The sequence below is a fragment of the Nonomuraea sp. NPDC052634 genome (assembly GCF_040678535.1).
Classification (GTDB): domain Bacteria; phylum Actinomycetota; class Actinomycetes; order Streptosporangiales; family Streptosporangiaceae; genus Nonomuraea; species Nonomuraea fastidiosa.
Genome location: NZ_JBFATY010000013.1, coordinates 19639 through 32886, shown reverse-complemented (window position 1 = coordinate 32886; position 13248 = coordinate 19639). Strand labels below are relative to the sequence as shown.

Below are 13248 nucleotides of genomic sequence, written 5' to 3'. Positions count from 1 at the left end.
CATAGCAGATGCCACTGATCCACATAGGTCGCCGCCCATCTATGTCGCTCGACCCCATGCTGCCCGCGCGGGAGAGCGCCTAGGGTGCGGAGTATGGCGAAGGAGCTGACGGGGCGTACGGCGCTGGTGACGGGCGCCGGCAGCGGCATCGGGGCGGCCTGTGCCCGGCGTCTGGCCGAGGCGGGGGCCGACGTGCTGGTCGTGGACGTGCGGGCCGAGGCCGCCGAGCAGGTGGCGGGCGAGGTGGGCGGCACCGCGGTGGTGGCGGACCTGGCCGATCCCGGCTTCGTGGCGGCGCTGCCCGACGAGCCGGTGGACATCGTGGTCAACAACGCGGGCTTTCAGCATGTGGCGCCGATCGAGGAGTTCCCGCCCGAGGTGTTCACCACGATGCTGAAGGTGATGGTGGAGGCGCCGTTCCTCATCGCGCGCAAGGTGCTGCCCGGCATGTACGAGCGGGGCTGGGGCCGGTTCGTGAACATCTCGTCGGTGCACGGGCTGCGTGCCTCGCCGTTCAAGTCGGCGTACACGACGGCCAAGCACGCCCTTGAGGGGTTCTCCAAGGTGGTGGCGCTGGAAGGCGCCCCCCACGGGGTGACCTCGGTGTGCGTCTGCCCCGCGTACGTGCGGACCGGGCTGGTGGAGGCGCAGATCGCCGACCAGGCGCGGGTGCACGGCATCCCGCCGGAGCAGGTCGTCACCGACATCATGCTGGAGCCGGCGGCGATCAAGCGGCTGATCGAGCCCGAGGAGGTGGCCGACCTGGTGGCTTACCTGTGCGGTCCCGGCGGCGCGTTCATCACGGGGGTGTCGCTGCCCGTGGACGGCGGCTGGACGGCGCACTAGTGGCCAGGCGGTTTCTCGAGCTGCTGGCCAGGGAGGCGTCGGCGGTCGAGTTCGAGGGGCCGATCATCGAGGCCAGGGCGGCGGGCGCGGACCCGGCGGAGATCGAGGAGCTGGAGCGGGCCAAGGTCGAGGCGCTGAAGGTGCGCGACATGCTCAAGCGGCGGGCCCGGCGCGAGGCGGAGCTGTCGGCCCTGTACGACACCGCCGGCGACCTGGCCGCCCTGCGCGACCTCGACGCCGTCCTGGAGGCCATCGTGCACCGGGCCAGGCAGCTCCTCGCGACCGACATCGCGTACATGACGCTGCACGACCCCGAGCGCGGCGACACGTACATGCGGGTCACGGACGGGTCGATCTCGGCGAAGTTCCGTGCGCTGCGGCTGGCGATGGGGCACGGGCTGGGCGGGCTCGTGGCGCAGACGGCGACGCCGTACGCGACGGCCGACTACTTCGCCGACTCCCGCTTCAAGCACCAGGAGCACATCGACGAGGCGGTCACCGAGGAGGGCCTGGTCGCGATCCTCGGTGTGCCGCTGCGGCTCGGCCAGCGGGTGATCGGGGTGCTGATGGCGGCCAACCGCAGCGCGCGGCCGTTCCATCAGGAGGAGGTGTCGCTGCTGGCGAGCCTGGCGGCGCACGCGGCGATCGCGATCGACAACGCCAGGCTGCTGCAGGAGACCAGGAACGCGCTGGAGGAGCTGTCCCAGGCGCACAAGACGGCGAGGGAGCACGGCGCGGCGGTCGAGCGCGCCGCGCTCGCGCACGACAGGATGACCTCGCTGGTGCTGCGCGGCGGCGGGATCGAGGACGTCGCGGCCGTGGTGACGGACGTGCTCGGCGGGTCGCTGGCGGTGCTTGACGACCTGGGCAGGGCGATCTGCGGCGACGTGGGCGAGCTGGACCCCGGGGTGTTCGAGGCGGCGCAGGCGTCGCGGGCGCTGGGACGTACGGTGCGCAGGGGCGACCTGCTGATCGCCTCGGTGGACGTGGGCGGCGAGCCGCTGTGCACGCTGATCCTGCGCAGCGACGACGCCGACGAGCGGATCCTGGAGCGTGCCGCGCTGGTGTGCGCGTTGCTGCTGCTGTTCCGCAGGAGCGTGGCCGAGGCCGAGGGCCGGGTCAGGGGCGAGCTGCTCGACGACCTGATCTCCCGGCCGGACTCGCCGGGCCTCGCCGACCGGGCGCGCAGGCTCGGCATGGACCTGGGCGCGCCGCACGTCGTGGTCGTGGTCAAGCACGGCGGGCAGCGGGAGCGCGCCGCGTTCTGGGCGTCATCGGAGGCGGCCGTACGCCACGGGCTCGCGGCCGGCCGGGGCGAGGAGGTCGTGCTGCTGCTGCCCGGCGACGACCCCGGCCGCCTGGCCAGGCGGGTGGCGGCGGAGCTGACGTCCTCGCTGCACAGCCCCGCCACGGCCGGTGCGGCCAAAGTGGCGGGCGCCTGGGCACAGCCCGGGCGGCAGAAGGAGACCGGCGGCGCGCACGCCGTCGCGGCGGCCTACCAGGAGGCGCGCAGGTGCGCCGACGCGCTCATCGCGCTCGGCCGCGAGGGCGACGGCGCCGGGGCGGTCGAGCTGGGCTTCGTGGGGCTGCTCATGGGCGACGGCCGCGACGTGCGCGGCTTCGTCACCAGGGTGATCGGCCCGCTCATCGAGTACGACGCGCGCCGGGGCACCGCGCTGGCCGAGACGCTGACGACGTACTTCGGCACCGGCGGCTCGCCGTCGCGTACGGCCGAGGCGCTGCACATCCACGTCAACACGGTCACGCAGCGGCTCGACCGGGTCGCCAAGCTGCTCGGCGAGGACTGGACGGACCCCGAGCGGGCGCTGGAGATCCAGCTCGCGCTCCGCCTGCACCGGCTGGGCCGCACGGCCGAACCACACAGCTAGGCGGAAGACTGTGGGCTCTCGCACCATATGAGTGACTCCGGTCACATCCTACGGTGACCGGCATGGCCACTTCCATCAAGAAGATCGTCGCCGCGAGCCTGATCGGCACCACCATCGAGTGGTACGACTTCTTCCTGTACGGCTCGGCAGCCGCCCTGGTGTTCAACAAGCTCTTCTTCCCCGAGTCCGACCCGCTGACCGGCACGCTGCTGTCGTTCCTCACCTACGCGGTCGGCTTCGTCGCCCGCCCGCTCGGCGGCCTGGTCTTCGGCCACTTCGGCGACCGGGTCGGCCGCAAGACGCTGCTGGTCGTCAGCCTGCTGATGATGGGCACGGCGACGTTCCTCATCGGCTGCCTGCCGACGTACGAGACGCTGGGCCCCGCCGCCGCGCTGGTGCTGACGGCGCTGCGGCTGGTGCAGGGCTTCGCGCTCGGCGGCGAGTGGGGCGGCGCGGTGCTGATCGTCTCCGAGCACGGCGACACGGCGCGGCGCGGCTTCTGGGCCTCGTGGCCGCAGGCCGGTGCGCCGGGCGGCAACCTACTGGCCACCGGCGTGCTGGCGGCCCTCGCGGCCCTGCAGTCGGACGAGGCGTTCCTGTCATGGGGGTGGCGGGTGCCGTTCCTGCTGTCGGGCGTACTGGTGCTGCTCGGCCTGTGGATCCGGCTGACGATCAGCGAGTCGCCGGTCTTCCAGGCGGCGCCGCCGGAGCCGCGCGCCCCGATCGTCGGGGTGCTGCGCCACCACGCCAAGGACGTGGTGATCGCGATCGGCGCCCGGCTCGCCGAGAACATCTCCTTCTACCTGCTGACCGTCTTCGTCATCACGTACGCGACGCAGAGCGGCGTGGACAACTCGACCGTGCTGAACGCGGTGCTGGTCTCCTCGGCCATCCACTTCGTGACGATCCCGATGTGGGGCTCGCTGTCGGACCGGCTGGGCCGCCGCCCGCTCTACCTCGCCGGCGCGGCCGGCATCGGGGTGTGGATCTTCGCGTTCTTCCCGCTGGTCGGCACCGGCAACTTCTGGGTCATCACGCCGGCGGTCACCGTCGGCCTGCTCTTCCACGGCATGATGTACGGCCCGCAGGCGGCGTTCTTCTCTGAGCTGTTCGGCACCAGGACCCGCTACACCGGCGTGTCGATCGGCGCGCAGCTGTCGGCCATCGTGGCCGGGGCGCTGGCCCCGATCATCGCCGTGGCCCTGCTGCGCGAGTTCGGCAGCAGCGTGCCCATCTCCCTCTACCTCGCGCTCGCGGCGGTGCTCACGCTGGCCGCCGTGTACGCGGCGCGCGAAACTCGGGGCAGCGACCTCGCGGAAAGGATCACCACGCGATGAAGGTCACCACTTCACGGCTCACCCAGCACGTCATGACCGTCGAGGGCAGGGACACCGGCGCGCCGGTGCTGTTCGTGCACGGCAACGTCTCCTCGTCGGCGTTCTGGCGCGACACCCTGCCGGCGGTGCCGGACGGCTTCCGCCCGCTGGCGGTGGACCTGCGGGGCTTCGGCGACAGCGACCCCGCGCCGATCGACGCGACCAGGGGCGTGCGCGACTGGTCCGACGACCTCATCGAGCTGATCGAGGCGCTGGGGCTGGACGGCGTGCACCTGGTCGGCTGGAGCCTGGGCGGCGGCGTGGTGCTGCAGCTCCTGCGTGACCGGCCGTCCCTCGTCGCGAGCGTCACGCTGGTCAACCCGGTCTCCCCGTACGGCTGGGGCGGCACCGAGGGTCCCGATGGGCGGCTGACGCACGCGGACGGCACCGGCTCGGGCGCGGGCGCGGCCAGCCCCGACTTCGTGGCCAGGCTCAAGGCCGGCGACCTGTCGGAGGAGTCGCCCACGTCGCCGCGGAACGTCTTCAGGTCCACGTACGTCAAGAACCCGGTCCCCGACGAGGACTTCTACCTGCGCTCGATGCTGACCACCCGCGTCGGCGAGTCGAACTACCCCGGTGACGCGGTCGCCTCCGACGCCTGGCCGGGCGTCGCGCCGGGCAAGACCGGCGTGCTGAACGCCATCTCCCCCGTCTACTTCCGGCTCGACGACCTGCACGAGATCGACCCCAAGCCGCCCATCCTGTGGATCAGGGGCGCCGACGACGTGATCGTCTCCGACACCTCGCTGCTCGACCTCGCCCACCTGGGACAGATCGGCGCGGTGCCCGGCTCCCCCGGCACGCCCGCGCAGCCCATGGTGACGCAGATGCGGGCGGCGCTGGAGCGCTACGGCGACTACCGCGAGGTGGTGCTGGACGACTGCGGCCACAGCCCGCACATCGAGCGCCCCGAGGACTTCCGCCGCGTGCTGGCCGAGCACCTCGGGGAGGCGTAGATGTTCGTCGCGCTCACGTTAGTGGCGGGTCTGCTCACGCCCCTGCAGGCGGCGCCGCAGCTCACCGTGCCGGGCGCCGAGCACGCGGTCTTCGCCAGGCTGGACGACCTCACCACGGCGGGCACGGTCACGAGCGGCCACACCGACCCCGACGACTGGGCGGGCCTGCACTCGGCCGCCACCGTCAACCCCACCGGCGTGCCCGGCGTGCAGATCGACGGCTACTTCCCCGACACCTCCACCGGCAACACCACCCACGGCTGGAACCACGACTCCCAGTTCGTGATCAGGCTGCCCGAGAAGTGGAACGGCGGCCTCGTCGTCAGCGGCACGCCGGGCAACAGGGAGCAGTACGCCAACGACTACACGATCTCCGACTGGGTGCTGTCGAAGGGCTACGCGTTCGCCGCCACCGACAAGGGCAACGTGGGCGTGGACTTCCACCTCGATGGCCGCCGCCCGGGCGACGCCATCGCCGAGTGGAACGACCGGCTCACCCAGCTCACGGTCGCCGCCAAGGCCGTGGTCAAGCGCCACTACGGCAGGTCGCCCAGGCGCACGTTCGCGGCCGGCATCTCCAACGGCGGCTACCTGGTCAGGTGGCAGCTGGAGAACCGCGGGTGGCTGTACGACGGCGGCGTGGACTGGGAGGGCACGCTCTGGCGGCTCAAGGGCGACAACCTGCTGAACTTCCTGCCGGAGGCGCTGAAGGCGTACCCGGACGAGGCGGGAGTGCGGGCGGCCGGGTTCGCGGCGGGCTCGGAGTTCCTGTGGCCGTTCCACCGCGACTACTACTGGGAGCTGACCCAGGAGCTCTACCAGAAGGAGCTGGACCCCTCCTACACGGGCGCGCCCGCCGACTACGACTACGACGCGCGCCGCCCCTACGCGGCCATGGCGAAGATCGCGCTGACCGGCCGCATCACCAAGCCGCTGATCACGCTGCACGGCACGCTCGACACGCTGCTGCCCATCTCGCGCGACTCCGACGTGTACGCGAAGATGGTCGGCCCGCACCGCCCCTTCCGCTATCACCGCATCGAGGGCGGCAACCATCTCGACAGCCTCGTCGACGTCTATCCCGACCGGCTCAAGCCCATGCTGCCGGCCTTCAGAAGCGCCTTCGAGGAGCTGGAGCGCTGGGTCAGTCGGTGAGATAGCGGTGGCCGCCCGCGCGCGCCAGACGCACGATGTGGCGCGCGCCGGGCAGCCTCCTGCCGATCCTGTGCAGCACCGTGTCGCGGCCCATGGGCGAGCGCTGGGGGTCGGCCGCGGCGGCCGGCCTGGCCTCGACCTTGCCGCGGCGCATCTCCAGCGCGAAGCGCAGCCCGACCTCCTCGTCGGCCGAGCGCAGCCAGCACGTCCACGAGCCGGGACCGAGGTGCTCGACGCCCGGCAGCAGCCGCTTGACCGGCACCTTGGCGACGAGCTGGCCCGCGAGCCTGCCCGGCACCCCGGCCTCGACCAGGGCGGGCGCGCACACCTCGCGGGCCCGCTTGCCGGTGCCGCGCATCACCAGCTCCAGCGGCGGGCCGCCGCTCGGCGGCACGTACGGCACCGGCAGCACCACGTACGCGTGCCCGCCGATGTGCTTGACCTCCACGCCCGGCGAGACCAGCGCGATCGACTCGGAGAACGAGCGCGGCTCCACGGCCAGGCCCAGCTCGCCCTGGTCGCTCCAGCACGGCACCACCAGCCGCATCCTGGGCCGCTGTGCCAGCACGCCCAGGCAGTTGAGCGGCCCGTCCGGCCTGCTGACCCGGCTCCTCGCCTGGTTGGCGCCCGAGAACATGCGCACGTGCACCTCCCACTGGCCGGGCCGCAGCGGCTCGCCCAGCGCGGCCTGGGTGACGTCCAGCCGGGTCTCGGCCTTGATGCGCACCCGCATCTTGCGCCGGCCGTCCTCGATGCGCTCCACCTCCTGGGTCAGCGGCAGGAAGTGCACCAGGCCGGTCTCGGCGTGCCGGACGTACAGTTCGACCCGGGCCCGCTCGACCGCGTCGGTGATGTCGGTGATGTCGTCGGGCAGCTTCCTGGTGTCGAGGACGCGCGGGGGGATCCAGTGCAGACGGTCGCCGTCCACCCGGTAGCGGTCGGGCGTGCCGTCGCCGGTCACGACCTCCACGGTCACGCCGAGCACCAGCACGTGGGCGTCCCAGCGCACCTCGGTGAGGTCGGCGCGCAGCCCGGCCTTCTTGGTGGCGTTCGCCATGAGCACGATCTGGTCGAGGCGGCCCGCGCGCACGTACGCGGCGACCAGCCGGAGCTGCACCGGCAGGTGGCGGTCGAGGCGCTCGGGGAAGCGCCGCTCGGTCAGCTCCTGCGCCACCCGGAACAGGGCGCCGCGATCGATGGAGGAGTCGGCGAACTTGCTGGTCATCAGCGGGCGCAGCACGGCCGTGCGGAACCAGTGGGCGTAGACGCGGTCGCGCTGGCGGCCCTCGCCGAGGTACTTGTCGACGTCGTCGAGCAGCCGGTGCAGCTCCTTGACGATGGCCCTCGGGTCCTCCTCGGCGCGCCGCCGCTCCCCCAGGTGGCAGCAGACGTGCTCGGCCAGCACCGCGATGACCTTGGCGTGCAGGTACGCCCGCGTCACGAACGCCTGCTCGCCCATGCGGCCGCCCGGCACCGGAAAGCCCAGCTCGTGCTCCTCAAGGAAGGCGCGGCGGTAGAGCTGCTGCGGGACGAGCACGGTCAGCAGCCGGTCGCGCAGGATGTCGGCGCGTGAGGTGCCGCGCTCGAAGGCGGTCATCGGCGGGCCCCAGTCGCGCACCAGGCGGCCCACCAGCACGTCGGCGTCGCTCTCCACGGCGCGCTCGTACATGCGGGCCAGCGCGTCCTTCTCCAGCCGGTCACCCTGGCCGAGGAAGAAGACGTAGTCACCGGCCGCCGCGGCGAGCCCCACGTTGCGCCCGCGCATGGGCGAGCCCGTGTGCGGCAGGTGGAGCGCGCGAACGTTCTGCCTGATCGCGGCGATGGCGTCGAGGCGCTCGGCGATCCCGTCCGTGGACCCGTCGTCCACGAAGATCACTTCGTATGCGTCCGCGGGCATCGTCTGCTCCAGTGTGGAGCGGATGCACGCGTCGGCGGTGTCACCCGGATTGTGGACATCGACGATCACACTGACCTTCAGACCCATGCGGCCAGCGTGCGCCCGTATACAGGATCAGGCGCGACGGCTTGCCGATTGGAGAAGGAAAGTTGACCCGTTAATACCAACCCCGGGACTGAGAGTGGGCCCACGCGGCGCAGGGCGTGCCGTATCGGCCCTTGATGTAGCCGAGGCCCCACTTGATCTGGGTGGCGGCGTTGAACTGCCAGTCGCTGCCCGCGCTGGCCATCTTGCTGCCCGGCAGGGACTGCGGGATGCCGTACGCGCCGGAGTAGCGGTTCATCGCCCGCTCGTTCCAGCCGCTCTCCTTCTGCCAGAGGCGCTCCAGGCAGCCCCACTGATCCTGGCCGAACCCGAACGAGGCCAGCATGCTCTTCGCGGTGGCCTTGTTGCTGCCCGGCGAGGGGGTGCTGCCGGGCGGGAAGTTCTGGGCGGGGTAGCCGTCACCGCCGGGGGCGCGCTTGGGGATGATCCAGTCGAGGTCCTTGCCCGCCGCGCCGGAGCGCTTCTTCTTGAGCTGGTCGGCCCGGTACGCCTGCTCCGCCTCGGCCTTGAGCAGGTCCGCCTTGGGGTCGGGGGCGTAGAGGTCGCCACTGGCCAGACGGCCGAGGTCCTCCACGGTGAAGGACTGCTTGGGTTCGTTGGCGTTCTGCACGGCGCGGTAGGCGACGAAGCCGCCACCGCCGGCGACGACGGCCACCGAGAGCACGACGATGATCACCCGCTTGGGGGTGAGGCGCGAAGACCGGCGCCTCGGCGGAAGGTCTTCCTTCGGGGGGCGCTCTTTCAGCTTCGGACCGGGGCTCACGATGGATGAGCTTGCCCTGACCTAGGGGGTGCTCCGCAACCGAAACACGGGAATTGCTTGCCGTAAATTTCACCAACCACCAGGTTGACTCCCGATTTCCGAAATATTGTGACCTTGGTCACAGAGTCGTCACCCGTTGGACAGATGGCCGTCACGGACGGAAACACGTGCTCAACCAGAGTGCGGTTCTTATTGATCTTGTCTAGGACATGTCACAGTTCGGTGACACAACCCGTGCAATCAGGACATGGAATAATAATGTGCGCGTGGCTGGCATCCTCCTTGTAGAAGACGATCCCTCGGTGCGCACGGCTCTCGAGCTGGCGCTGACCCGGCAGGGACACTCCGTCACGTCGTACGCGACGGGCGAGGAGGCCCTCGACCACATCAGAGCCCGCCGTCCTGAGATCGCGATACTCGACGTCATGCTGCCCGGCATCGACGGCGTCGAGGTGTGCCGCCGCGTCCGCAAGCTCGACCAGCTCCCCGTCATCCTGCTCACCGCGCGCGGCGACGACCTGGACATCGTGGTGGGCCTGGAAGCCGGCGCCGACGACTACGTGGTCAAACCGGTCGAGCCGCGCGTCCTCGACGCCCGCATCCGCGCCGTGCTGCGCAGGGCCGAGTCGGCCGCCTCCGACCGCATCACGTTCGGCGAGCTCGTGATCGACAGGGGCGCGCTGAAGGTGACGCTGTCCGGCAAGGAGATCCACCTGACGCCGACCGAGCTGCGGCTGCTGCTGGAGCTCGTCCGCCACCCCGGGCAGGTGCTCAACCGCCGCTACCTGCTGCGCGCCGTCTGGGACCACACCCACATCGCCGACTCGCGCCTGGTGGACGCCTGCGTGCAGCGCATCAGGGCGAAGATCGAGCCCAAGCCCGGCGAGCCCGTCTTCATCCACACGGTGCGCGGCTTCGGCTACCGCTTCAACCCGCCGTGATCTCCCTCCTCCGCCGGCTCCCCCGTCTTCTCAGGCCCACCGGGCTGCGCGGCCGTCTGGTCATCACCTTCACCCTCGTCGCCGTCGGCGCGGCCCTGCTGGTCGCGACCATCGGGTACGAGCTGGCCAAGACCGCGCTCGTCACCAGGGCCGAGACCACCGCGCTCGACCTGGTGACCAGGGAGCTGAGCGGCATCACCTTCCCCGTCGGCGAGCTCAGGCCGGGCGAGGCCCCGCCGACCCAGCGCGACCTCGAACGCGTGGCGCACGCGCTCGGCGGCCCAGGGCGCAGCGTGTTCGTCGAGTACCGCAACATGCTCGCCGCCGAGGGCCCGCTGTCGATGAGCGACGTGCCCAACGAGCTGTACGGCCGGGCCAAGCAGAGCGTCGTCACCCAGCGCAAGTACATCCACGACGAGCTCTACCTCATCGTCGGGGCCGAGGTCTACCGGGAGAACGCCGGGGTGCCCGAGGCCACGGGGCTGCGCGCGTTCGCGTTCTTCCCCATGCACGACGACGAGGCGCAGCTCGCCACCCTGCGCAACACGCTGGCCAGGACGAGCCTGGTCATCGTGGTCATCGCGCTGGTCGTGGCGCTGCTGTCGGCCCGCCAGGTGCTGCTGCCGGTACGCCGCCTCAGCGCCGCCGCCAAGGCTCTCGGCGAGGGCAGGCTGGACACCCGCCTGCCCGTACACGGCCACGACGAGCTGGCCGGGCTGACCGCGCAGTTCAACGACGCCGCGGCCGCGCTGGAGCTGAGCGTGGCCGAGCTGCGCTCGCTTGAGGCCATGTCGCGAAGGTTCGTGGCCGACGTCTCTCACGAGCTGCGCACGCCGCTGACCGCGATGACGGCCGTGGCCGACGTGCTCTCGGAGGAGGCCGAGCACCTGCCCGAGGCGCCCGCCGAGGCCGTCAGGCTGGTGCTCAGGGAGGTCGAACGGCTGCGCGAGCTGGTCGAGCACCTCATCGAGGTCAGCCGCTTCGACGCCGGTACCGCCACGCTCAACCTGGAGCCGGTCAACGTGGCCGACAGCATCGCCGACTGCCTGGAGGTGCGCGGCTGGACCGACCAGGTGACGGTCAAGGCGTCACAGGGCTTGACCGCCAACCTCGACCCCAGCAGGTTCGACGTCATCGTGGCCAACTTGGTCGGCAACGCGCTCAAGCACGGCCTGCCCCCGGTGATCGTCACCGCCAGGGCCACGGAGAACGGCCTGGAGGTGAAGGTGCGCGACCACGGCAAGGGCATCCCGCCTGAGGCGCTGCCGCACGTCTTCGACCGCTTCTTCAAGGCGGGCGCCGGCCGCGCCCGCAGCCAGGGCAGCGGGCTCGGCCTGTCCATCGCCCGCTCGAACGTGCTGCTGCACGGCGGCACGATCTCCGTACGCCCCCAGAACCCCGGCACTCTCTTCACCGTCTGGCTACCGCACTCATGAAGATTCTCCGTGCCCTCACCATCGTGACCCTGCTGGCCGGGACGGCGGCCTGCGGCATCTCCCCCACCGACGTCCAGGACCGCGGCAACGCCCCCACCGCGAAGATCCCGCCGCCCTCCAAGACCATCTACCTCATCAGGGACGGCAAGCTCACGCTGGAGCCGGCCGACGTCGAGGACGACACCGTGGACAGCCTGCTCGGCGCGCTCTTCGACGCCTCGAGGAAGCCGCTGCTCGACGGGCGGGACACCGCGCTGCGCGGGTTCACGTACCTGCGGACCAAGAACTCCATCAACCCGCCGCAGCGGGACGAGATCCAGCTCCCGCGCACCTCGACGCTGACCGTCTACATCAGCGGCGAGGGCACGCTCACCAGGATCGGCATCGCGCAGATCGTGTGCACCGCGCAGCAGGACGCGGCGTTCGAGCAGGTGAAGATCGTGCGCCAGAACCCACACCGCCCCCCGAAGCTCGAGGGGCGGTTCACGTGCGGCGCGCTCAAATGATCACATGGTGATGTCTTCGAGCATCTCCGTGACCAGCGCGGCGATCGGCGAGCGCTCGGACCTGGTCAGCGTGACGTGGGCGAAGAGCGGGTGGCCCTTCAGCTTCTCCACCACCGCGACCACGCCGTCGTGCCGGCCGACCCGCAGGTTGTCGCGCTGGGCCACGTCGTGGGTGAGCACCACCCGCGAGTTGGCGCCGATACGGCTCAGCACCGTGAGCAGCACCCCGCGCTCAAGCGACTGCGCCTCGTCCACGATCACGAACGCGTCGTGCAGCGACCGGCCCCGGATGTGCGTGAGCGGAAGCACCTCCAGCATGCCCCGATCCAGCACCTCCTCGATCACCTCGGGCGAGGTGATCGCGCCGAGCGTGTCGTAGACCGCCTGCGCCCACGGGCCCATCTTCTCGCCCTCGGTGCCGGGCAGATAACCGAGCTCCTGCCCGCCGACCGCGTAGATCGGGCGGAAGACGACGACCTTGCGGTGCTGGCGGCGCTCTAGGACCGCCTCGAGACCCGCGCACAGCGCCAGCGCCGACTTGCCGGTACCGGCCCTGCCGCCCAGCGACACGATGCCGATCTCCGGGTCCATCAGCAGTTCGAGCGCGATGCGCTGCTCGGCGGAGCGGCCGTGCAATCCGAAGACCTCGCGGTCGCCGCGCACCAGCCGTACGGACTTGTCCGGCTGCACCCGGCCGAGCGCCGAGCCCTTGGCCGACAGCAGCCGCAGGCCGGTGTGCGTGGGCAGGTCTCTGGCCTCCTCCAGGTCCGCGGTGCCCGCTTCGAAGAGCGTCTCGACGTCCTCGGCGGTCACCTGGATCTCGGCCATGCCCGTCCAGCCCGATTCGTGCACCAATTCGGCGCGGTACTCCTCGGCCGCCAGGCCGATCGAGGCGGCCTTGACCCGCATCGGCAGGTCCTTGGAGACGAGGACGACGTCGCAACCCTCGCTGGCCAGCGAGCGGGCCACGGTGAGGATGCGCGTGTCGTTGTCGCCCAAACGGAATCCCGCGGGCAAGATGGATGGGTCGCTGTGGTTGAGCTCAACCCTGATCGTGCCGTCCCCCGTGGGCATCGGCTCGTCCAGCCTGCCGTACTGGACACGCAGATCGTCGAGGTAGCGAAGAGCCTTCCTCGCGAAGTAGCCGAGCTCCGGATGGTGCCGCTTACCTTCCAGCTCCGTGATGACCACGATCGGAAGGACGACGTCGTGCTCGGCGAACCTGGTCATGGCCGCCGGGTCGGCCAGCAGGACCGACGTGTCCAGCACGTACGTGCGCTTGGCCGGCTGGTGGTTAGGGTTGATCGAGGACACTGCCACACGTTCTCCCCCGGGCGCCCATTGGTGCGGGCACCCTGCAGACGAGGTGGGAATCGGA

The 13248-nt window shown here is 71.1% G+C and carries 11 protein-coding genes; 8 read left to right on the top strand and 3 right to left on the bottom strand.

Translation table 11 applies throughout. The features are described 5' to 3' along the window. Positions 1-93: 93 nt before the first annotated feature. The 5 genes from AB0K67_RS35340 (at position 94) to AB0K67_RS35320 (ending at position 6222) form a co-directional block, all read left to right on the top strand. Positions 94-846: a 3-hydroxybutyrate dehydrogenase gene (locus tag AB0K67_RS35340; protein WP_364068831.1), complete on the top strand. Its 753-nt coding sequence runs from the start codon at positions 94-96 to the stop codon at positions 844-846. After that, complete coding sequence (locus tag AB0K67_RS35335) at positions 846-2735, top strand: helix-turn-helix domain-containing protein (protein WP_364068829.1); 1890 nt, start codon at positions 846-848, stop codon at positions 2733-2735. The genes AB0K67_RS35340 and AB0K67_RS35335 overlap by 1 nt, the downstream gene beginning before the upstream one ends. Positions 2736-2797: 62 nt before the next feature. Then, positions 2798-4072 (top strand): MFS transporter, encoded by a 1275-nt coding sequence (locus tag AB0K67_RS35330; RefSeq protein WP_364068827.1) that lies wholly within the window; start codon positions 2798-2800, stop codon positions 4070-4072. Next, positions 4069-5067 carry an alpha/beta hydrolase gene (locus AB0K67_RS35325; RefSeq protein ID WP_364068825.1) on the top strand — a complete coding sequence of 333 codons (999 nt, stop codon included), beginning with the start codon at positions 4069-4071 and terminating at the stop codon, positions 5065-5067. Before AB0K67_RS35330 ends, AB0K67_RS35325 begins: the two co-directional genes overlap by 4 nt. Then, positions 5068-6222, top strand: a complete 1155-nt coding sequence (locus AB0K67_RS35320) for a tannase/feruloyl esterase family alpha/beta hydrolase (protein ID WP_364068823.1) — start codon at positions 5068-5070, stop codon at positions 6220-6222. On the opposite strand, the gene AB0K67_RS35315 is transcribed toward AB0K67_RS35320, so the two are convergent. Together AB0K67_RS35315 and AB0K67_RS35310 are read right to left on the bottom strand one after the other, a co-directional pair. After that, positions 6212-8206, bottom strand: coding sequence for a glycosyltransferase (locus AB0K67_RS35315; RefSeq protein ID WP_364068821.1), 1995 nt, complete (start codon positions 8204-8206; stop codon positions 6212-6214). The genes AB0K67_RS35320 and AB0K67_RS35315 overlap by 11 nt on opposite strands. 70 nt (positions 8207-8276) lie before the next feature. Then, complete coding sequence (locus AB0K67_RS35310) at positions 8277-8900, bottom strand: lytic transglycosylase domain-containing protein (protein ID WP_364068819.1); 624 nt, start codon at positions 8898-8900, stop codon at positions 8277-8279. Positions 8901-9253: 353 nt separating this feature from the next. Here AB0K67_RS35310 and AB0K67_RS35305 point away from each other — a divergent pair, with 353 nt between their 5' ends. From AB0K67_RS35305 to AB0K67_RS35295, 3 genes are read left to right on the top strand one after another with little or no spacing between them, the layout of a single operon-like run. After that, positions 9254-9928: a response regulator transcription factor gene (locus AB0K67_RS35305; RefSeq protein WP_364068817.1), complete on the top strand. Its 675-nt coding sequence runs from the start codon at positions 9254-9256 to the stop codon at positions 9926-9928. Next, positions 9925-11364 (top strand): HAMP domain-containing sensor histidine kinase, encoded by a 1440-nt coding sequence (locus AB0K67_RS35300; protein WP_364068815.1) that lies wholly within the window; start codon positions 9925-9927, stop codon positions 11362-11364. Before AB0K67_RS35305 ends, AB0K67_RS35300 begins: the two co-directional genes overlap by 4 nt. Then, positions 11361-11870, top strand: a complete 510-nt coding sequence (locus tag AB0K67_RS35295; protein ID WP_364068813.1) for a hypothetical protein — start codon at positions 11361-11363, stop codon at positions 11868-11870. Before AB0K67_RS35300 ends, AB0K67_RS35295 begins: the two co-directional genes overlap by 4 nt. Here the strand turns inward: AB0K67_RS35295 and AB0K67_RS35290 are convergent, their stop codons facing one another. Beyond that, entirely contained in the window at positions 11871-13190 is a 1320-nt protein-coding gene (locus AB0K67_RS35290) for a PhoH family protein (protein ID WP_364068811.1), read from the bottom strand. Positions 13191-13248: the final 58 nt, after the last annotated feature.

Coding starts and splice junctions, on each gene's coding strand:
- AB0K67_RS35320 (WP_364068823.1), top strand. CDS start 5,068: ATGTTCGTCGCGCTCACGTTAGTGGCGGGTCTGCTCACGCCCCTGCAG.
- AB0K67_RS35330 (WP_364068827.1), top strand. CDS start 2,798: ATGGCCACTTCCATCAAGAAGATCGTCGCCGCGAGCCTGATCGGCACC.
- AB0K67_RS35315 (WP_364068821.1), bottom strand. CDS start 8,206: ATGGGTCTGAAGGTCAGTGTGATCGTCGATGTCCACAATCCGGGTGAC.
- AB0K67_RS35295 (WP_364068813.1), top strand. CDS start 11,361: ATGAAGATTCTCCGTGCCCTCACCATCGTGACCCTGCTGGCCGGGACG.
- AB0K67_RS35340 (WP_364068831.1), top strand. CDS start 94: ATGGCGAAGGAGCTGACGGGGCGTACGGCGCTGGTGACGGGCGCCGGC.
- AB0K67_RS35325 (WP_364068825.1), top strand. CDS start 4,069: ATGAAGGTCACCACTTCACGGCTCACCCAGCACGTCATGACCGTCGAG.